Genomic DNA, 20,743 nt, shown 5'->3' on the forward strand with positions numbered 1-20,743 from the left:
TTGAACTGTGCTACACCTCGCCGGTATGGGACGTGTACCGCGAGGTCGACATCGTGCTGGACTGCTTCCCGCACAACTCCGGCACCACCACCTACGAAGCCTTGTGGATGGGCGCGCCGGTCGTCACCCTGGCCGACCGGCCTTCGGTCGGCCGCCTCGGCGCCAGCATCCTGTCCTGCATCGGCAAGCCCGAATGGATCGCCGGCTCGGTCGACGACTATGTCGAGCGCGCCGTCTCCCTGGCACAGGACACCTCGCTGCTGGCTCGGGAGTGCGCCTCCCTGCGCCAGACCATGCTCGCCTCACCCCTCCTGGACCAGGACGGCTTCGCACGCGACATGGAAACGGCCTACCGGAACATGTGGAACGCCTGGTGCAACGTTCCCTCACCGGCTGGCACGCTGTCGATCGGGCTCGCCTTCGAGCATCATCGTGCCGGCCGCCTGGCGGAAGCCGAACACATCTACCGCGAGCTCATCAAGCAGGATCCCGCCAACGTCGATGCGCTGCATTCGCTCGGCCTCGTGTATCACCAGCGCGGCGACCATACCACCGCCGAATTCATCATACGCAAAGCCCTTGACCTGATGCCGGCTTTCGCCACCGCACACAACAACCTCGGCTTCGTTCTCGAAGCGAGCGGCAAGCGGGACGAGGCGATCGAAGCGTATCGCCACGCCATCCAGGCGCGTCCCGATTACATCGACGCCTATCTCAATCTCGGCAATGCCTTGCATAACAACGGCCGGCTTGAAGAGGCGGCCGAAGTCTTCCGGCACGCTGTCGAACTTCGCCCGGACTATGCAAAAGCGCACAACAACCTCGGGTTCGTGTTGCAGAAACTGGGACGACTGGAAGAGGCGGCTGCTTCCTGCCAGCGCGCCATCGCCATCCAGCCCGATTATGTCGGCGCCTACAATAACCTGGGCGAGATCTTCCAGAAGCAGGGCCGGCTGGGCGATTCAATCGATTGCTATCGCAAGGCGCTCGACATTGACCCGAGCGCGGGACAGATCCAGAGCAACCTGTTTTTCTGCCTGAACTACCACCCGACCCTGCCGGCATCGGAGATTTTTGCCGCCTATCGCCAGTGGAACGAACAGCACGCGGCGCGCTTTTCAGCCCATCTTCCTCCGTTCGCCAACAGTCCTGATCCTCAACGCCGCCTGCGCATCGGGTATGTCTCGCCGGACTTCCGCGAGCACTCCGTCATGCACTTTGCCGGCGCGCTGATCGAAGGACACGACAAGGCGCGCTTCGAGGTGTTCTGCTACTACAACCATTACCTGCACGACGCCTGCACCGAACGCGTCATCGCCGCCGCCGACCACTGGATACCCTGCCTCGCCATATCCGACGAGGCGCTGGCCCAACGCATCCGCGACGACCGCATTGACATCCTGATCGACCTGGCCGGCCACACTGCTGGCAACCGTCTGCTCGTGTTCGCCCGCAAGCCTGCCCCCGTGCAGGCCTCATGGCTCGGATTCGGCTACACCACCGGATTGACGGCCATCGATTACCTCATCGGCGATGACGTATTCACTCCGACGGGCTGCGAATCGCTGTTCAGCGAATCCATCTGGCGCCTGCCGCATGCTGCCTGGGCCTACCGGCCGCCGCAGGATGCGCCTGAGCCGGGAGAGCTGCCTGCCCGTCGCAACGGCCACATCACCTTTGCGTGCCTGAGCCGCACGGACCGCATCAATTCCCGTACCGTCGAGGCCTGGGCCAGGATTCTGCAGCGCATGCCGACGGCACGCCTTCGCCTCGACAGCCGGAATCTCGGCGATCCGGGCGTGCGTGCCCGCATCGAGGCACAATTCGCTGCCCTTGGCATCCCGGCCAGTCAACTCCAGATGGGTTTTACTTCGCCGGCCTGGGAGGTCTACCGCAACGTCGACATCGTGCTGGACTGCTTCCCGCACAATTCGGGCACCACCACATATGAAGCCTTGTGGATGGGCGTGCCGGTCGTCACACTTGCCGACCGCCCCTCGGTCGGCCGCCTCGGCGCCAGCATCCTCTCCTGTATCGACAGGAAGCAGTGGATTGCCACCGATGTCGATGATTACGTCAACCGGGCGATCGCCCTGGCGGAAAACGCCGACCGGCTTGCCCGGGAGCGTGCCGGCCTGCGCCAGGCGATGCTTGCCTCGCCCTTGCTGGATCAGGCAGCATTTGTTCATGATATGGAAGAAGCCTACCGCGCCATGTGGTACAAATGGTGCGAAAGCGAAATCAAGAAAAGGGAGTTTGCATGAAAGCCGTCATCCTCGCCGGCGGGCTGGGGACCCGCATCCTTGAGGAAAGCCACCTGCGACCGAAGCCCATGGTCGAAATCGGGGGCAAGCCGATCCTGTGGCACATCATGAAGATCTTTTCCCATCATGGCGTGAACGATTTCGTGATCTGCCTCGGCTACAAGGGTTACGTCATCAAGGAATACTTCGCCAACTATTTCCTGCACATGTCGGATGTCACATTCGATCTCGGGAAAAACAGCATGGAAGTCCATGAGCAGCATTCCGAGCCCTGGCGCGTCACACTCGTCGATACCGGCGAACAGACCATGACCGGCGGACGCCTCAAGCGCGTAAAAAACTACCTGACACCCGGCGAACCGTTCTGCTTTACTTACGGGGATGGTGTCGCCGATATCGACATCACGGCAGAGATCGCGTTCCACAAGGCGCACGGAAAGCTTGCAACCGTCGCGGCTGTCCAGCCTCCGGGCCGGTACGGCGCGCTCGTGCGCAGCGGCGAAACAGTCGAAGGGTTCATGGAAAAACCGCGCGGCGACGGCGGCTGGATCAATGGCGGATTCTTTGTCCTGCAACCGGAAGTGGTCAAGTACGTTGCTGAAGATGCAACCAGCTGGGAGGTCGAGCCGATGACCAACCTCGCCGCCGACAAACAAATGATGGCGTACGAGCACAGCGGGTTCTGGCAGCCAATGGACACGCTGCGCGAGAAGAACATGCTTGAAGACCTGTGGCAAAGCGGCAAAGCTCCCTGGAAAACATGGTGACGACGGATATTCACGACCTCGCAACGGCCTTCCGGGGACGGAAGGTATTTCTCACGGGTCATACAGGCTTCAAGGGAGCCTGGCTAGCCCTGTGGCTGAAACGTCTTGGCGCGGAGGTCACTGGCTACGCGCTCGCTCCCAATTCAGAACCGAGCCTGTTTGAGGTCGCCGGGATCCGGAACACCCTGGCACGTCATGTCGTTGCGGATATTCGCAGTCTTGCTGACGTGACCACGGCGATGCGCACGGCTGCGCCCGACGTGGTATTCCACCTTGCCGCGCAGCCGCTCGTCCGTGCCAGTTACCGGGATCCTGTCGAGACATGGTCCACCAATGTCATCGGCACCGTGCATCTTCTCGAAGCAGTGCGCAGCTGCCCGTCCGTCCGGGCCGTTGTCGTCGTTACCACGGACAAGTGCTACCAGAACCTTGAACGTGATGTCGCCTTTGCTGAAACCGATCCGCTTGGCGGAAACGACCCATACAGCGCTAGCAAGGCCGGCGCAGAGCTGGTCGTCCAGAGCTACCGGAAAAGTTTCTTCGCCAACGGGCCACTGGTCGGGTCGGCCCGTGCCGGCAACGTGATTGGCGGTGGCGACTGGTGCGAAGACCGCCTGATTCCCGACGCTGCCCGCGCAACGGCAGCCGGCAACCCTCTCCTGATACGCAATCCGAACGCCACCCGGCCCTGGCAGCATGTACTGGAAGCGCTGCACGGTTACCTCCTGCTTGCATCACGACTCCTCGCCGGCGACGCCGCCTTTGCCGACGCATTCAATTTCGGCCCGAATGCGAGCGACAATATCGCTGTCGGTGACGTGCTCTCGCGAATGCAACAACACTGGCCGGAACTGCACTGGCAACTTGACCCGCAATCTGCGCATGCACCGCACGAAGCGCGCCTTCTGTGTCTCGACGCGAGCAAGGCGCAACGCATGCTGGGATGGACGCCGCGCTGGGACCTCGATACCGGATTGAAGAAAACCGCCGCCTGGTATCGCGAGGTGCTTCGCAATCCCGGGATCGCGCGCGCCCTGACGGAACAACAACTGGACGAATTTGCCGCATGAATACACCTGCCCTCTGCCGTTCCTGTGCCGAGCCGCTCACGCATACGGTAGCCGACCTTGGCCTCTCTCCCGTATCCAATGCCTTCGTCAAGCCGGAGGATGCCGCGAAGGGCGAGATTTTCCATCCACTGCACGCGTACGTCTGCCACCACTGCTGGCTGGTCCAGTTGCCAGCGACCACCGACGCCCGCACGCACTTCCACGAAGACTACGTGTACTTCTCGTCATTTTCGAGCTCATGGGTGGAGCACGCCAAGCGTTACGTCGACGCGATGATTCCGCGCCTCCATCTGAATGCATCCTCGAAGGTCATGGAACTCGCCAGCAACGACGGTTATCTGCTGCAGCATTTCGTGAAAGCCGGCATCCCCTGCCTCGGTATTGAGCCAACCGCAAATACGGCAGCGGCGGCGCGGCAAAAAGGCGTGGAGAGCCGGGAAATGTTCTTCGGCCGCAGCACGGCCGCGCAACTCGCCCAGGAGGGATGGCAGGTAGACCTACTTCTCGGCAATAACGTCCTCGCGCATGTTCCCGACATCAATGATTTTGTCGGCGGAATGCCGACCGTACTGAAACCGGAAGGCGTCGTCACACTGGAATTTCCGCACCTGCTCCGCCTGATGGCGGAAAACCAGTTCGACACGCTGTATCACGAGCACTACTCCTACCTCTCGCTGACCGCGCTTCTCCCCATCTTCAAACGAGCCGGGTTACGCCTGTTCGACGTCGAACAGCTCCCGACGCACGGCGGCAGCCTGCGCATTTATGCTTGCCGGGAGAATGCGTCGCACGCGGACACAGGCATGGTCGCCCGGTGCGTGCAACAAGAAAAGGACGGCGGGCTGACCGACCTCGGTACCTATGCAGCCTTTGAAGAAAAGGTGCGGGAAACCAAGCGCGCCCTGCTGACATTCATGATTGCAGCCAAGCGGGAAAAAAAGCGTATTGCAGCCTACGGAGCGGCAGCAAAGGGCAATACCCTTCTCAATTATTGCGGCATTGGCACCGACTTCATCGACTACGTCGTGGACAAGAATCCGGTCAAGCAAGGGCGCCTGCTGCCGGGGAGCCGGATTCCCGTACGTTCGCCCGACGCCGTATTCGAGACAAAGCCGGACTACCTGCTTATCCTGCCTTGGAACATCAAGGAAGAAGTGATGCAGCAGATGCAAGGCGTACGCGATTGGGGCTGCCGCTTTGTTGTCCCGATCCCGTCGGTTGAGGTTGTACTGTGAAGTTCATCCCGACCCCGCTTGCTGGCGCTTTCGTCATCGAAATGGAGCCAGTCGAGGACGATCGGGGCTTTTTCGCACGCACAGTCTGCACCGAGCAATTTGCGCTGCACGGTTTGAAAGCCGCTTTCGTCCAGCAAAGCGTTTCATTCAACACGAAAGCCGGAACCTTGCGCGGCCTGCATTTTCAGGCCGCGCCCCATGAAGAAGAAAAGCTGGTGCGCGTTACCGCCGGCGCAATCTTCGATGTCATCGTCGACCTGCGCCGGGATTCTCCAACCAGGGGGCGCTGGTTCGGCGTCGAGCTCACCGCTGCCAATCACCGGCAGTTGTACATTCCCTGCGGCGTTGCACACGGATTCCAGACACTCAGTGCCGGGACCGAGGTCCTCTACGAAATGACCGTCCCCTTCGCGCCGCAATCCGGGCGCGGGATTCGCTGGGACGATCCACAACTCGGCATAGAATGGCCGGCTTGCGGCGAGCGCACGATTTCCGCAAAAGACCGGGCGCTCCCTGCTCTTTCGGAGCTTTCATGATTGAAATTCATCCGACTGCCCGCGTGTCGGCACTCGCCGATATTGAAGATTCCGTACGCGGCACGCGCATCACGATCGCGGAAGGCGTCGTCATCGACTCCTTCGTGAAAATCAAGCCGGCGGGTGGCGCCGGCGATGTCTTCATCGGCCCGCACACCGTGATCAATTCCGGCTGCGTCCTCTATACCGGAAACGGTATTCGCATGGGGACAGGTGTGGCAATTGCAGCAAACTGCACCTTCGCTCCGGTGAACCACGAATACAAGCGCCGCGACATCCCGATTCGCGCACAAGGCTTTCGCCCAAGCAAGGGCGGCATCGTCATCGGCAACGATGTCTGGATTGGCGCGAACTGCGTATTCCTCGATGGCACCGTGGTTGAAGACGGATGCGTCATCGCGGCAGGCTCGGTTGTTCGCGGGACGCTTGAGGCGTACGCGGTCTATGGCGGAAGCCCCTTGGTGAAACTGGGAGAGCGAGGGTGAAATATACTGTCCTTGGTGCCTCCGGATTCATTGGGCGACACCTTGTTGCGGCCTTGGTGCGGGAGGGACACCAGGTTTACGCGCCCCCCAGAGGATCCGCGGAGATATTCGAACAGCCATTGGGGCACGTTCTATATTGCATCGGCTTGACCGCAGATTTCCGAACACGCCCCTTCGATACGGTCCGCGCGCATGTCACATTACTTGGCGATGTGCTTGAGAAAGCGGAGTTCGAGTCTCTCCTGTATCTCTCCTCGACACGCGTGTATGCGCGAAGCAGCTCTGGTACCGAACAAGCGAACATTCCGGTTGATGTCCACGATCCATCGGACTTGTACAACATCACGAAACTTGCTGGCGAATCCCTTTGTCGCTCTTGCGGACGGACCGGAGTGAAGATTGCGCGTCTGTCGAATGTCATCGGCAAGGACACGGCATCGGAGAACTTCCTGTTTGCATTGATCAGGGAGGCATTGTCCGGACGGATCTTGCTCCAATCCGATCCGGCATCTTCGAAGGACTATATCCTCCTGGAAGATGTGGTTTCGCTGCTACCGCGTATTGCCGTCAGTGGCAACCACTTCATTTACAACGTTGCAAGCGGCCGCAACCTGGCGCACACAGACATTGTCGAGGCACTCATGCGTTTGACCTCGTGCCAGTACGAGGTGCTGAAGGGATCTCCCCGGCACGATTTCCCCGCGATTGACATTGCCAGGATACGGACAGAGTTTGGCTTTTCACCCTCTTCCGTACTTGACCAACTTCCGACCTTGCTGGCCGAAGCGGCCAAAGGCAAGACAATACCAATTGACCAGGCAGGATGAAAATGGACCCCATTCAGCAATTCGAAAAAGAATCCCAGGAACGTATTGAGAAGTTCGGACAGGACCATGATTTCCAGGCACTGTCCCGCAACTGGCTTGAAGCATCAATGAGCCGCCAGTACGTCTACAACTTCCACCACATGGGCCGCCCGATCATCCAGTATCCGCAGGACATGGTCGCAATGCAGGAACTCATCTGGCAGGTACGCCCCGATCTCATCGTCGAAACCGGAATCGCACACGGCGGCTCACTGGTGCTGAGTGCATCGATGCTGGCCCTGCTCGACATGTCGGATGCGATCGAGGCAGGCGTGACGATGGATCCAAAGGTGTCGCGCCGCAAGGTGATCGGTGTCGACATCGACATTCGCCCCCACAACCGAGCCGCGATCGAGGCGCATCCGATGGCGAGCAGAATCCAGATGATCCAGGGATCCTCGATCGCAGCTGACGTGGTCGCGCAGGTCAAGGCAGCCGCGGACGGATATCAGCGTGTGCTGGTCTGCCTGGACTCCATGCATACGCATGACCATGTGCTTGCTGAACTGGATGCTTACGCGCCGCTGGTATCGAAAGACAGCTATGTCGTTGTCTTCGACACCTTCGTGGAAGACATGCCGCAAAAGTTTTTCCCCAACCGGCCTTGGGACGTGAGCAATAATCCGAAAACCGCAGTCTGGGAGTATCTCAAGTCGCACCCGGAATTTGAAATCGACCGGAGCATTCCGAACAAGCTGATGGTCACGGTAGCGCCCGACGGATTCCTGCGCCGCATCGCCTAGCGCTTCGATACTGCTTCGAGGCGCTCGACAACACGCTCAATGACATCGCCCCACTCCCCGGGACGACTCTGCCTGAATATCTGCATCCCCGGATACCAGGGCGAATCGTCCCGGCCGCGCATCCAGCGCCAGCACGCATCGAAGCGCGACAGCATCCAGACCGGTTTCCCCATCGCCGCGGCAAGGTGCGCAACAGACGTGTCGACACTGATCACGAGGTCGAGATTGGCGACGATGGCAGCAGTGTCCTCGAAATCGGCGATGTCGCGTGTGACGTCCTTCAACCGCTCCCATGCCGGATTGCTCCTTGCCTCCTCTGCAGCATCACCCAATTGAAGGCTGATGTATTCCACGCCCTGGCACCGTGCAAGCGGCACGAGCTGCTGCAGGCTTAAACTCCGCCGCCGATCCACCTGACTCTGTTGCTCGCTGAAACGCCGCGGATTGCCGGCCCACACAAGGCCGACCCGCATGCAGTTGGAGATCCCGAGTCTCTGGCCCCATTGGCCGACATGAACCGGATCAGGGGCGAGATAGGGAATTTGTGCTGGCACAGTTTCAATCCGGGTGCCGAACGCCAGCGGCAGGCTCATCAACGGGCAATGCAGGTCAAATGCCGGCAACGGGTCCCCTCGGTGCACGACAAGGCTGACGCCGCGCACCGAACGCAATAGTCTTCCAAGGGGAGCCTGGCATTCCAGTATGACGCGCGCGCCGAGGTCGGCCACCATCGGGGCATATCTCACGAACTGCAGTGCATCGCCGAGCCCCTGTTCGGCATGCAGGAGAATGGTTTTTCCGGCAACACCCTCGCCTTGCCATTGGGGAGAGGAAAAATCGCGCCGGTGCCGGCGGCTGCTTTCCGCGCCCAGCCAGCGCCATTCATACGCGCGCCAGCCGGACGCATAGTCCCCGCGCGCGAGGGCGAGGAGCGACATGTTGTAATTCAGTTCAGGATTGCCTGGCGACCTCGCGAGAAGCGTACGGAAGCAGCCTTCGGCTTCGTCGAAGCGTCCCAATTCGTACAACACCGCGCCGAGGTTGTGCCTGGCATTCTCATGCCCCGGCTGCATTGTTAACACATGGTTGAACCAGTCCGAAGCGTCCTCCAATGCACCGGCACTTCGGCATGCCACGCCAATATTGTAGGCAGCAGCGGGATAATGGGGCTGGATCTCGAGGGCACGACGAAAGCTGCCGACGGCTTCAATAAAGCGCATTGCCGCCGATTGGAGCACCCCAAGGTTGTACCACGCCAGGGCATGACGAGGTTGCAACTGAAGCGCCTGGGAGTAACAAGATTCCGCTTCGCCCAGGTTTCCCCTCTCTTTTAACACCGTCCCCAGATTGATCCAGCACTCCGGATGTCCAGGATTCGATGCCAGGGCACGCCGGTAGGCCGTCTCGGCCCCCTGTAAGTCCCCTTGTTCCTGGAAGGTGACGCCGAGGTTGTAATGTGTGTCGGCACCAGCCGGATCCAGGTCAATCGCCCGCTGATAACAGGCGTGCGCCTTCGCCCAGTCTTTAGATTCCCTGAACACATTACCAAGCGCGGTATGAATTGCGGAAGCGGAGGGATTTTGCCTCAGTGCCGCCTCCAACCGGCGCTGCGCCAATACGTAGTCTCCGCGTTGATATTCCAGCAACCCGGCAAGATAGAGCGCGTCCACGTTGGCCGGTTGGACAGCAAGTAACTTTTCGTACAACGGCTGCGCGCCGTTCAGGTCACCCGATTGATGCAATTGCATGGCGCGCTGCAACAAGGCGCCAACATCCTGTTCATGTCCGGCCTTTGAGCCGTCGGGACTGGAAACGCCCATCTTCTACCTGCCCTGGTTTAACGTTTGTCGATTTTGAAGCGCTCCATGGTATAGCACGTCCAGCCGTCTCGCATTAAACCGAGGCCCGCATGCAAGCAGACCGCCCGACATAATGCCAGTTATGCAATATCCAAATGAGGAATTGAAGGCTTGAAGCGTCGTTGAGCGTCGATTTGCCCCCTCGAGGCGTCCCATAAAATGTGCCAGCTGAAACTTTTTGAGAATTTCTCGAAAAAATTGATCCGAGACAGGCTTAATTCTGTAAGCAATTGAAACAAAACAGATTTTTCTCCGAAATTCAGCAAAAAAAATTTTCGTAAAGTTGGCTTAAGTTTTGGGAAATGGAGCCGAATAAGGGGTTGTAGAAGGAAACAGTTTCTCGGCGAATAATCGGAAAAAACAGGACTGCAACATTAAACTTTCCTGGCATCAATCCGATAAAGAGTTACAACAGCGGCCTGCACAGCAAAGCTGAACCAGCAAAAGGCCAAAGTTAGGCACGTTAGCCGAAGTCCTCGGACCCCAGTAAAGGAGAATCAAAATGGCCTCATATATCAACACCAACATTTCCTCGTTGACCGCACAACGCAATCTGACGTCGTCGCAGTCCTCGCTGACCACTTCCCTGCAGCGCCTGTCCTCCGGCTTGCGTATCAACAGCGCCAAGGACGATTCCGCCGGTATGGCAATTGCCGACCGGATGAGCGCCCAGATCCGCGGTGCCAACCAGGCAGTCCGCAATGCAAACGACGGCGTCTCCCTCGCACAAACGGCTGAAGGCGATCTCGCTCAGATCACCTCGAACCTCCAGCGTGTTCGCGAACTGGCCGTGCAGGCAGCAAACGCAAGTAACAGCTCGACCGACCGCGCAGCACTGAACAACGAAGCTTCCCAGCTGATCTCTGAAATCGATCGCGTGGCATCCAGCTCCTCGTTCAACGGCGTGAAACTGCTCGACGGCACCTTCACTTCGCAGGCCTTCCAGGTCGGCGCCAACAACACCGCCAGCGACCGCATCAGCATCTCGTCGATCGCCAGCGCAAAGACCGCAAGCCTCGGCGTCGGCGGCGGCTCCAGCTACTCCACCTCCTTCGCATCCGCTGCCGTCACCACGAGCGCGCTGTCCGCAGGCGACCTGACGATCAATGGCTACGAAGTCGGCGCATCCACGACGGACGGCGTGTCCTCCCTGAACGGTGACGCCAGCGCGATCGCAAAGGCAGCCGCAATCAACGCGATCTCGGCCCAGACGAACGTTACTGCAACCGTGTCCTCGACCGGCGTAACGGGTACCGCAGGCGCAGCATCCGCCGCTTCGGTCGCAGGCTACGACACGGCAATCAGCGCCGGCGTGTACACCATCAACGGTGTCGCCCTGGGTGCACTGAGCGCCGCTGCTTCGGCCGCCCAGCGTGCTTCGGATACCGCAGCAGCAGTGAACAAGATCAGCTCGCAGACCGGTGTGACAGCAACGATCAACACCTCGACTGGTGCAGTGGACCTGACCGCCGCAGACGGCCGCAACGTCTCCGTCGTCGTCAGCAACGCAGGCCAGGCTGGCATGGCGTTCAACTCGTCCTCGACGGGTATCACCCATACCGCCATCACCTCGGCTGCAGCCCAGAGCTCCACGAGCACGACGAGCGCAACGATCTCGCTGTCCTCGACCTCGTCCGCCGGTATCACCATCGGTGGTGCGAATGCAGCGCGCGCAGGCCTGTCCGGCAAGGTTGGTCTCAACTCGGCAACGGCTACTGCAGGCGCCGGTGTATCGACCCTCAACCTGGGCACGATTGCAGGAGCACAGGCGGCGTTGACAACAATCGATGCGGCACTGTCGACAGTGAACACCACCCGTGCATCGCTCGGTGCGATCCAGAACCGCTTCACCTCTGCGATCAGCAGCCTTGAAACGACGTCGGAAAACCTGTCTGCATCGCGTAGCCGGATCCAGGACGCAGACTTCGCGGCTGAAACTGCGAACCTGACCCGCGGCCAGATCCTGCAGCAGGCTGGTACGGCGATGCTGGCGCAAGCCAACGCCCTGCCGAACGGTGTGCTGTCACTGTTGCGCGGTTAATCGACAAAATGAAGTAGCAGAGGTAACTCGATAAGAGTACTCTGACAAGACGGAAGGCGGGAAACCGCTTTCCGTCTTCCCACTGTAAGGGGCAGAATCATGGACACCAATCGCATCTCGGGGGGCAACCAGGCGTTAACCGGATTTCTAGCGCCTACACAAAAGCATGAAATTCCGCAGGCACCTGCGGCAGCTGCCCCAACAGTTCCAAACAACGGTGAACGCGTCACCGCGCCCGAAGCGGCAAAAAACGTCAAGGTCAATGAGGCCGAGCTGAAGCGCTCCTTGGAAGCGATCAACCACTTTCTTCAGCCCGTCAATAACGATATCGAATTCAGCATCGACGAAGAAACCGACCGGACGCTGATCAAGATCATCGACACCAAGACACAAACTGTCCTGCGACAGATTCCCACAAAAGAAGCACTGGCAATCGCAAAAGAGCTGGACAGACTGCAAGGCCTGTTAGTCAAGGATAAAGCCTAATTCAAGGCAAGGACGGGCAAAATGGCGATCTCTTCCGCTGGAGTAGGCTCCAATCTCGACATCAACAGCATCATCACCCAGTTGATGAGCGTCGAACAGCAGCCGTTGGTGGCGCTGGCCAAGAAAGAAGCAAGCTTTCAAGCCAAGCTGACCGCGGTTGGCACCCTGAAAGGCGCCCTGTCGAGTTTTCAGTCAGCGACACGTGCACTGGCCGACCCGGCCAAGTTCCAGTCAATGCGCACCACGGCGGCCGATGCGACCATCGTTTCTGCCAGCGGTAGCGCGACCGCGGTTCCCGGCACGTATTCTCTTGAGGTCACGAAGCTGGCACAGGCGCAGAAACTTGCCACAGCAGGCCAGGCCAACAGCAATACGGCGATCGGCAACGGAACCCTCACGTTCGACTTTGGCACGATCGGCAACGTCCCGCCGGGAACGTTCAACAGCACGACCGGCCAATATACGGGCGCATCATTTACCAGCAGCGGCTCGGGCACAAAGACCGTTACGATCGACGCGACAAACAACTCGCTTTCCGGCATCCGGGACGCCATCAACAAGGCCAAGATCGGTGTCACGGCAACCATTGTCAATGACGGGGGAACTTCGCCCTATCGTCTTGTGCTGACGGAGAACAGCACCGGCAAAGCCAGCAGCATGAAAATTTCAGTGACGGGTGACGCGGCGCTTTCCAGTCTGCTGGCGCACGATCCGTCAAACGATACCGGCCAGGCGCTGAAAGAAACCATGGCCGCCCAGAATGCGGAGTTCACCGTCGACGGCATCGCGGTTTCCAAGAGCACCAATTCTGTCAATGATGTCATCCCGGGAGTGACGCTCAACCTCCTCAAGACCAACAGCGGCAGCGCGACAACCGTCACGGTTGCAACGGATACCAGCGCGGTCATGGGCAACGTCGGCCTCTTCGTGAAGGCGTATAACGACGTGACGCAGACACTCAAGGACCTGTCCGCCTATAACGCCACAACGAAACAGGCGGCAGTACTCAATGGCGATGCATCGGTAAGGAATATTCAGGCGCAAATCCGCAACCTGCTGAACACGACCATTTCCGGCGGCGCCGGCGCTTTTACAGACCTGTCGCAAATCGGCGTCACGATCCAGAAAGATGGAAAGATGGCGGTCGACAATACGAAACTGCAGGCCGCAATGGACAGCAGCTTCAAGGATGTCGCCGCCATGTTTTCTGCGGTAGGAAAGGCTTCGGACAGCCTGGTCAGTTATTCGGGCTCGACAAGCAGCACGAAATCAGGTGCCTACGCACTCAATATCACGCAACTCGCAACCAAGGGCACTTCCGTAGGCGGCGCTGCCATCGGCTCGCTGACAATCGACGCAACCAATGATGCGCTCGACGTCAAGCTTGACGGCGTGACCGCGAGCATTTCGCTTACGCAGAAAACCTACGCGTCCAACGCAGAGCTGGCTGCCGAAATCCAGTCCAAGATCAACGGCGTAGCGAATTTCGTGGCGTCGGGATCCGTGGTCAGCGTCACCGAGTCGGCTGGCGTCCTTACCCTGACATCGAGCCGGTACGGATCCGCCTCCAATATCAGCATTACCGGCGGAACCGGCAAGGACAATGTGGTGGGTGCCACACCGACGAATACTCCGGGGGTGGACGTTGCGGGCACGATCAATGGCTCCGCGGGCGCGGGTTCCGGGCAGATACTTACCGGCGCAACCGGAAATGATGCCGAGGGACTCAAGATCGTGATTTCGGGTGGCGCGCTTGGCGCACGCGGCACGATCAATTATTCGCAGGGCTACGCGTACCAGTTCGCCGGCCTTACGGACCAGATACTAGGCACCACCGGCGCGATAACGTCACGCACTGAAGGCATCAACAGCTCGTTGAAGAGCATCGCGCAACAGAAGGAACGCATTGGCGTCCAGCTTGCCGCAGTCGAGAAACGGTATCGTGCGCAATTCACCGCGCTGGATACGGCGATCAGCAGCATGAACAAGACTAGCGCGTTTCTTACCCAGCAGCTCGGCATTTTGAACAAGCAGGCCGCGGGTTAGCATACAGGGCAATATTGAGGAATCGGAGGAAAGAATGTTTGGATCGCCGAATAGTGGAGCAAGCGCATACGCAAAAGTCGGTGTCGAAACTGGCGTCGTCGCAGCTAACCCGCACAAGCTGATTATCATGCTGTTCGAAGGTGCGATGGTTGCCATTGCATCAGCGACCAAGCTGATGCAAGCCGGCGACATCCCGAACAAGGGACTCGCCATCTCCAAGGCAATCACAATCATTGAAGACGGCCTTCGTGCGAGTCTTGACAAGAATGTCGGCGGCGCCATCGCCCTCAATCTCGATGCGCTATATGAATACATGGGCACTCAGTTGCTCCTTGCCAATGCCAAGAACGATCCGGCCCTCCTTGATGAGGTGTATCAATTGCTGAACGGCCTGAAGAGCGCCTGGGAAGCCATTGGCGCAACAACGAACGCTGCAAACGCACAGGAAGTTGCTGCGCCCGTCAAGAAATCGGGTTACGACTCGCTGTCCCCACAAACTTCCAGCCTTGTGAAAGCCTGACCACATGAACAGCTTAGAAGTCATTTCTCTTTACGAAACCGTCGCAGATATTACCGACCAGATGCTTGCCGCAGCACGTGTCGGCGACTGGGAATTGCTGGCTCAGCTGGAAAGCCGCTGCTCCAGTCAGGTCGAATTCATCAGGAACAACGAAGAGCCACGGCAACCGCTGTCCCCGACCGCCCGTGAGCGCAAGGTCAAGATCATCAAGAAGATCCTCGATGACGACCGGCAGATTCGCGACATTACTGAACCGTGGATGGCCCAGCTGTCCGCGATGATCAAGAGCACCGGCACCGAGCGCAAACTCTCCCAGGCCTACGGCGCGAACCAGTCAGGTTAAACATCATGCTGCCGCGGGCCGATCTCAATCCCACCCGGCCCCTGGCCTCCCTGGAGGCCGCCACCACCGTCGTATCGTCGACGGACGCGCGCCTCGAAGTATTCACCCGGCTGAACCAGATCGCCATCGGCCGCGAACTCCAGGCGACCGTCGATGCGATGCTCGACAACGGCACCTACCTGGTGAAGGTTGCCGATACAACCGCCCGCATGGCCCTGCCCGTGGGGACCAAGGTCGGCGACACGATGTCCATGGTGTTCATCGCCAAGGATCCCCGCCCTACCTTCCTGCTGACACAGCAGCAAGGCAGCACACCCGCCTCCCTGAGCACCACCGCGCGCCTGATCGACCATCTCCTGCATGCCGCGGAACAGGAAGGCGCCCCGAGCGCCGTCACCACACGCATCCCGCTTGTCCCCTCGCCCGCGGCAATGGAGCCGAAGCAGGTGGCATCGGCCTTGCAGAACGCGCTGTCGGCGAGCGGACTCTTTTACGAGTCCCACCTCCACGAATGGATCAGCGGAACAAGACCCGCCGCGGAGCTGGCACGCGAACCGCAAGCACAGCTGTCAGGAAGCCTGAAACCTGCGCAAACAACTCCGGCCCAGGACGCGAACAGCGTCGATCTGGGGCGCCTTGCGGCGAATATGCGCGAGATTGGCGATGGCGCACACAAGCTGATGAACCTGATCCGCGAAGCGCAGCTTCAGCCCGCAAATACAGCCGCAATTGATGCCGACCTGATCGCGCCAACACAGTCCGCGCTGCCCACCGTAGAGCCGGAGGCTGCCCGCATGATCAACCTGCAGCTGAACGCACTCGAACACCAGGCGATCCGCTGGCAAGGCCAGTTGTGGCCAGGCATGCCCATGGAGTGGGAAGTCCAGGAAGAACACGAGCACGGCGGACGCTCGCAGGGAAACACTGAACCGTCGACCTGGATGAGTACGGTTCGTTTCGAACTACCGCACCTTGGCGGCGTTGCGGCCACCATCCGGCTGGTGGGTGATCGCGTCCATGTACAGGTCAACACCCAGACCGAAGACACGGCGACCACCGTCCGCGCCTTCGGCGGAATGCTCGCGGACGCGTTGGACGCAGCGGGCACGCCGCTCGATTCCTTGTCGGTGAAACAGCATGAATCGCCCTAACCCGGCCCAGAGCGCCGTTGCGCTCGCCTACCAGACCGGCGACCTTGCCCCCAAAGTTGTCGCCAAAGGCCGCGGCATGATCGCGGAAGAGATCATCTCGCGCGCACGTGAACACGGCGTGTTCGTGCACGAGTCCAAGGAGCTCGTCGCATTGCTGATGCAGGTCGATCTGGACAAGCACATCCCTCCAACCTTGTACCGGGTAGTGGCGGAATTACTCGCATGGCTTTACCATATCGACGCGATCAAGCACACTGGAGAAAAGGGGCCGCAACCACGCCCCTTACACGGACCGGAAAAGCAGGGATAAATGTCATTCAACACCAAGTTCGGCACGGAGGACGTCAGCCCGTACCAGGTACATTCGCGCCGCGAAATCATCGGATTGCTGCGCTCGATGCAGGAGCGCAATCAGCTTGTCACCATGCAGGCCGCCGGCGGTGCAGATGCGGTTGTCACATCGATACTGGAAGTTGACGAGGAAAGCGGCATCGTGGTGATTGACCGCGCGCCAACCAATACGGTGAACCAGCGCCTGATGGGAAGCGACAACGTTTCCTTCGAAACCGTCCTCGACAATATCCGCATCCTGTTTTTCACCAACAAGGTCAGGGAATGCCTTTATGACAATCTCCCTGCGCTGTATATCGCGATTCCACCCAGCCTGATCCGCCTGCAACGCCGCGAGTACTATCGCGTCCCTACCCCGGTCGCTAATCCGGTGCGCTGCGCCATCCGCATTCCTCCTGACGGGGAGGCCGGTGGTCCCGGTACAACGGCGATCGTCACGCTCAAGGACATCAGCGGCGGCGGTATCGGGGTGATTGATGAGAAGAAGACGCTTGATAACACGATCGGGCGCGTGTACACGGAGTGCAGGATCGATATCCCGGGCGGCACGGTCGTGACGTGTACGCTACAGGTACGCAATTCGCACGACCTGTCCCTTGTGAGCGGCAAATCCATCCGCAAGATCGGCCTGATGTTCGTCAACCTGCCCAGCCCCATGCTGGCGGTAGTGCAGCGTTACATCACGAAGATCGAGCGCGAGCGTAATGCCAAGGCGACCGGGCTGAACTGACTACGGCCGGGTGAGCTCAGGTGCCTTACACCTGCATGTTCATGATGTCGTGATAGGCCGATACGAGCTTGTTGCGGACCTGGATGGTGGCCTGGAATGCAATGTTGGCCTTCTGGGAATTGATCATGACATCGGACAGATTGACGCTGTCGTCGCCCAGCACGAATTTCTTGGCGAGTTCTTCCGACTTGGTTTGCGCACCGTTGACCTGATCGAGCGCGGATTTGAGCGCACCGGCAAAGTCGACTTTGGCCGCGGGCTTCTCTCCCTGGATGGGACTGACCGGACCGTCGGGACGCGTCGCCGCAGCCCTGAGCTGTGCGATCATTGCCTCGATCTTGCTCGCATCGATCATTCCGGTCTTCATTGATCCCCCTTCCATCGTCCGCCGCGCATGACGGCATTGCCTTTTTTCACAGCGCTAAGGTAACACGCAAAAAAGATGCGCCGGCCGGGGATAAACACAGGAAACATTGTTCTGTTCCAACGATCAAATCCGCATAACAGGACGAAAATCCTACACTAAGGCGAAAACCTCGATTTGCAGGACCAAAATGACCAATAACATCGTGAACGACAAGATTGCCGGAGGCGCAACGTGGCGGTAGCCGGTGAAGGCGCCGTCGTACCGGCTGCCCCTGGCGGGATAGTCGGCTTCGCCCAGACGCCGGGCGGGCGCAACTTTTTCCTGATGCTCGGCGTCGCCGCCGTGGTCGGCGTCATGTCCGGTGTCTGGCTGTGGAGCCAGCAGCCGGACTATCGCGTGCTCTTTTCGAATTTTTCCGACCGCGATGGCGGCGCGATTGTCGCCGCTCTGCAGCAGTCCAACGTCCCCTACAAGTTTGCCGACGGCGGCAGCGCCATCCTCGTGCCCGCCAACCAGGTCCATGACGTGCGCCTGAAGCTCGCCTCCCAGGGCCTGCCCAAAGGCGGCAACGTCGGTTTTGAACTGATGGAAAACCAGAAGCTCGGTGTTTCCCAGTTCCTCGAACAGGTCAATTTCCAGCGCGCCCTCGAAGGCGAACTGGCACGCTCCATCCAGTCGGTCGGCGCCGTGCAGGCCGCCCGCGTCCACCTTGCCCTGCCGAAGGCCTCCGTCTTCGTGCGCGACCAGCAGAAGCCGACCGCATCGGTCCTGCTGAACCTGCACGCCGGCCGCTCGATGGACCCGCAACAGGTCAGCGCAATCGTCCACCTGGTGGCGAGCAGCGTACCCGATCTCCCCACGAAGAACGTGACGGTGGTCGACCAGAATGGCAACCTGCTGTCGGAAACCGGCAACAAGAGCAGCAATGGCCTCGACCCGACGCAGCTCAAGTACGTCCAGGAACTGCAGCAAAGCATCGTGAAGCGCATCGAATCGATCGTCACGCCGATCGTCGGTCCGAACAACGTGCGCGCCGAAGCGACGGCAGACGTCGATTTCTCGCACTCCGAACAGGCCGCGGAAACCTACAAGCCGAACGGCACGCCGAATGCCTCCACGATCCGCAGCCAGCAGAGCAGCGAATCGCAGAGCAACGGCAGCCTCGGCGCATCCGGCGTGCCCGGCGCACTGAGCAACCAGCCGCAGCCCAACGCGACCGCGCCGATTGCCGGCGCCAGCGCCCCTGGCTCGACACCTCAAGCAGCGGCGACGCCCAGCGGCAATGTCCAGAAAGACATGACCGTCAATTACGAAGTCGACAAGACAGTGCGCTATGTGCAGCAGCCGATGGGCGGCATCAAGCGCCTCTCGGTCGCCGTCGTCGTCAATTACAAGAAGGAAGTCGCGAAGGACGGCAAGGTCTCGATGAAGCCGCTGTCCGACGCCGAGAAAGCCCAGATCAACGATCTGGTCAAGGAAGCAATGGGCTTCAACAAGGATCGCGGCGACAGCCTGAACGTGGTCAACAGCCCGTTCGCCGGCCCGGAAAAGGAAGAGATTCCGGAGACGCCGATCTGGAAGCGTCCGGAAGCCATCGACATGGGACTCTCCGGCGGCAAGTACCTGCTGGGCATCGCTATCCTGGCCTATCTGTTCTTCGGCGTCCTGCGGCCGCTCTTCCGTCGCATCATGAAATCGTTCGAACCGCCGCCGGCGCCGGTTGAAGACGACACCGTGGTTCACATCCAGCATGAAGTGGAACCGATGGGCACCAAGCCGCGCAGTTACCAGGACAACCTGGAGGCCGCGAAGACCTTGGCCAAGAACGATCCGAAGATGGTAGCTAACGTAGTCAAAGCATGGGTAGGCGCAAATGAATGAGGATGGCGTAACAAAAGGAGCAATCCTGATGCTGGCGCTCGGTGAAGAAGAAGCCGCCGAGGTGATGAAATACCTCGGTCCGCGCGAGGTGCAGAAACTCGGCGCGGCCATGTCCACCATGAAGGCGGTCGCCAGCGAACAGCTCGAAGCGGTGCTCAACGACTTCCGCGACGAAACCGAGCAGAACACCTCCTTCGGCCTCGACTCCGACGAATACATCCGCACGGTGCTGACCAAGGCGCTGGGCGAGGACAAGGCATCGTCCCTGCTCACCCGCATCCTCGGCACGCGCGACGCCAGCGGCATCGAAAGCCTGAAGTGGATGGACGCGCAGTCCGTCGCCGACCTGATCCGCAACGAGCATCCGCAGATCATCGCCACCATCCTGGTGCACCTCGAGCGCTATCACGCCTGCGAAGTCCTCACGTATTTCACCGAGCGCCTGCGCAATGACGTCGTGCTACGCATCGCCACGCTGGACGGCGTGCAGCCGACCGCCTTGCGTGAACTGAACGAAGTGCTGACCAAGCTGCTGACCGGTAACGAGAACCTGAAGAAGAAGCCGATCGGCGGCGTGCGCACCGCGGCGGAAATCCTCAACTTCATGAGCGGCGACACCGAGACCTCGGTGATGGACAACCTGAAGAACTACGACAGCGACCTCGCCCAGAAAATCATGGACGAGATGTTCGTGTTCGACAACATCATCGACATCGACGACCGCGGCATCCAGGTGCTGCTGCGCGAAGTGCAGTCCGAATCCCTCATCGTCGCGCTCAAGGGCGCCAACCAGGACCTGCGCGAGAAGATCTTCAAGAACATGTCGCAGCGTGCGGCGGAAATGATGCGCGAAGACCTCGAATCCAAGGGCCCCGTTCGCCTGTCCGAGGTGGAAGCGCAGCAGAAGGAAATCCTGCAGATCGTGCGCCGCCTGGCCGACGAAGGCCAGATTATCCTGGGCGCCAAGGGCGACGACCAGTTCATTTAATTTAGGCCAGGACC

20 protein-coding genes are annotated in these 20,743 nt (G+C 59.8%); 18 read left to right on the forward strand and 2 right to left on the reverse strand.

Going from position 1 to position 20,743, the window contains the following annotated elements:
- The 8 genes from ACNOHI_RS23685 to ACNOHI_RS23720 all read left to right on the forward strand — a co-directional run.
- Nucleotides 1-2,264 (forward strand): tetratricopeptide repeat protein (locus tag ACNOHI_RS23685; protein ID WP_420477187.1); only part of this gene is annotated, 2,264 nt, incomplete at its 5' end.
- Nucleotides 2,261-3,031, forward strand: a complete 771-nt coding sequence (gene rfbF / locus ACNOHI_RS23690; protein ID WP_420477188.1) for a glucose-1-phosphate cytidylyltransferase — start codon at nt 2,261-2,263, stop codon at nt 3,029-3,031. The genes ACNOHI_RS23685 and rfbF, both read left to right, overlap by 4 nt.
- A complete protein-coding gene (gene rfbG / locus ACNOHI_RS23695; protein WP_420477189.1) occupies nt 3,025-4,101 on the forward strand; it encodes a CDP-glucose 4,6-dehydratase in 1,077 nt (358 codons plus the stop codon). Before rfbF ends, rfbG begins: the two co-directional genes overlap by 7 nt.
- A complete protein-coding gene (locus tag ACNOHI_RS23700) occupies nt 4,098-5,336 on the forward strand; it encodes a methyltransferase domain-containing protein (RefSeq protein WP_420477190.1) in 1,239 nt (412 codons plus the stop codon). The genes rfbG and ACNOHI_RS23700 overlap by 4 nt, the downstream gene beginning before the upstream one ends.
- A complete protein-coding gene (gene rfbC, locus ACNOHI_RS23705; protein WP_420477191.1) occupies nt 5,333-5,872 on the forward strand; it encodes a dTDP-4-dehydrorhamnose 3,5-epimerase in 540 nt (179 codons plus the stop codon). Before ACNOHI_RS23700 ends, rfbC begins: the two co-directional genes overlap by 4 nt.
- Nucleotides 5,869-6,357: an acyltransferase gene (locus tag ACNOHI_RS23710; protein WP_420477192.1), complete on the forward strand. Its 489-nt coding sequence runs from the start codon at nt 5,869-5,871 to the stop codon at nt 6,355-6,357. The genes rfbC and ACNOHI_RS23710 overlap by 4 nt, the downstream gene beginning before the upstream one ends.
- Nucleotides 6,354-7,184, forward strand: a complete 831-nt coding sequence (locus ACNOHI_RS23715) for an NAD-dependent epimerase/dehydratase family protein (RefSeq protein ID WP_420477193.1) — start codon at nt 6,354-6,356, stop codon at nt 7,182-7,184. Before ACNOHI_RS23710 ends, ACNOHI_RS23715 begins: the two co-directional genes overlap by 4 nt.
- A gap of 2 nt (nt 7,185-7,186) precedes the next feature.
- Nucleotides 7,187-7,966, forward strand: a complete 780-nt coding sequence (locus tag ACNOHI_RS23720; RefSeq protein ID WP_420477194.1) for a cephalosporin hydroxylase family protein — start codon at nt 7,187-7,189, stop codon at nt 7,964-7,966.
- On the opposite strand, the gene ACNOHI_RS23725 is transcribed toward ACNOHI_RS23720, so the two are convergent.
- A complete protein-coding gene (locus ACNOHI_RS23725; protein ID WP_420477195.1) occupies nt 7,963-9,786 on the reverse strand; it encodes a tetratricopeptide repeat protein in 1,824 nt (607 codons plus the stop codon). The two genes, ACNOHI_RS23720 and ACNOHI_RS23725, sit on opposite strands and share 4 nt — an antisense overlap.
- A gap of 541 nt (nt 9,787-10,327) precedes the next feature.
- Between ACNOHI_RS23725 and ACNOHI_RS23730 the strand changes: the two genes are divergently transcribed.
- The 8 genes from ACNOHI_RS23730 (at nt 10,328) to ACNOHI_RS23765 (ending at nt 17,493) form a co-directional block, all read left to right on the forward strand.
- The gene (locus tag ACNOHI_RS23730) at nt 10,328-11,866 is read left to right on the forward strand and encodes a flagellin (RefSeq protein ID WP_420477196.1); all 1,539 of its coding nucleotides are present in this window, start codon (nt 10,328-10,330) and stop codon (nt 11,864-11,866) included.
- Between the two features lie 99 nt (nt 11,867-11,965).
- Entirely contained in the window at nt 11,966-12,352 is a 387-nt protein-coding gene (locus ACNOHI_RS23735; RefSeq protein WP_420477197.1) for a flagellar protein FlaG, read from the forward strand.
- A gap of 21 nt (nt 12,353-12,373) precedes the next feature.
- Nucleotides 12,374-14,398 carry a flagellar filament capping protein FliD gene (gene fliD, locus ACNOHI_RS23740; protein ID WP_420477198.1) on the forward strand — a complete coding sequence of 675 codons (2,025 nt, stop codon included), beginning with the start codon at nt 12,374-12,376 and terminating at the stop codon, nt 14,396-14,398.
- Nucleotides 14,399-14,432: 34 nt separating this feature from the next.
- The gene (gene fliS / locus ACNOHI_RS23745) at nt 14,433-14,918 is read left to right on the forward strand and encodes a flagellar export chaperone FliS (protein ID WP_420477199.1); all 486 of its coding nucleotides are present in this window, start codon (nt 14,433-14,435) and stop codon (nt 14,916-14,918) included.
- Between the two features lie 4 nt (nt 14,919-14,922).
- Nucleotides 14,923-15,261: a flagellar protein FliT gene (locus ACNOHI_RS23750; RefSeq protein WP_420477200.1), complete on the forward strand. Its 339-nt coding sequence runs from the start codon at nt 14,923-14,925 to the stop codon at nt 15,259-15,261.
- 5 nt (nt 15,262-15,266) lie between these two features.
- Nucleotides 15,267-16,412, forward strand: a complete 1,146-nt coding sequence (locus tag ACNOHI_RS23755; protein WP_420477201.1) for a flagellar hook-length control protein FliK — start codon at nt 15,267-15,269, stop codon at nt 16,410-16,412.
- Complete coding sequence (locus tag ACNOHI_RS23760) at nt 16,399-16,722, forward strand: EscU/YscU/HrcU family type III secretion system export apparatus switch protein (RefSeq protein WP_420477202.1); 324 nt, start codon at nt 16,399-16,401, stop codon at nt 16,720-16,722. The genes ACNOHI_RS23755 and ACNOHI_RS23760 overlap by 14 nt, the downstream gene beginning before the upstream one ends.
- A complete protein-coding gene (locus tag ACNOHI_RS23765; RefSeq protein WP_420477203.1) occupies nt 16,723-17,493 on the forward strand; it encodes a flagellar brake protein in 771 nt (256 codons plus the stop codon).
- A gap of 25 nt (nt 17,494-17,518) precedes the next feature.
- On the opposite strand, the gene fliE is transcribed toward ACNOHI_RS23765, so the two are convergent.
- Nucleotides 17,519-17,860 (reverse strand): flagellar hook-basal body complex protein FliE, encoded by a 342-nt coding sequence (gene fliE, locus ACNOHI_RS23770; protein ID WP_420477204.1) that lies wholly within the window; start codon nt 17,858-17,860, stop codon nt 17,519-17,521.
- Nucleotides 17,861-18,184: 324 nt separating this feature from the next.
- On the opposite strand from fliE, the gene fliF reads away from it, so the two are divergent.
- Nucleotides 18,185-19,741 carry a flagellar basal-body MS-ring/collar protein FliF gene (fliF, locus tag ACNOHI_RS23775; protein ID WP_420477247.1) on the forward strand — a complete coding sequence of 519 codons (1,557 nt, stop codon included), beginning with the start codon at nt 18,185-18,187 and terminating at the stop codon, nt 19,739-19,741.
- The gene (gene fliG / locus ACNOHI_RS23780) at nt 19,734-20,729 is read left to right on the forward strand and encodes a flagellar motor switch protein FliG (RefSeq protein WP_420477205.1); all 996 of its coding nucleotides are present in this window, start codon (nt 19,734-19,736) and stop codon (nt 20,727-20,729) included. Before fliF ends, fliG begins: the two co-directional genes overlap by 8 nt.
- Nucleotides 20,730-20,743 lie beyond the last annotated feature (14 nt).

The sequence above is a fragment of the Noviherbaspirillum sp. ST9 genome (genome assembly GCF_048799745.1).
Taxonomy (GTDB): Bacteria; Pseudomonadota; Gammaproteobacteria; order Burkholderiales; family Burkholderiaceae_D; genus Noviherbaspirillum.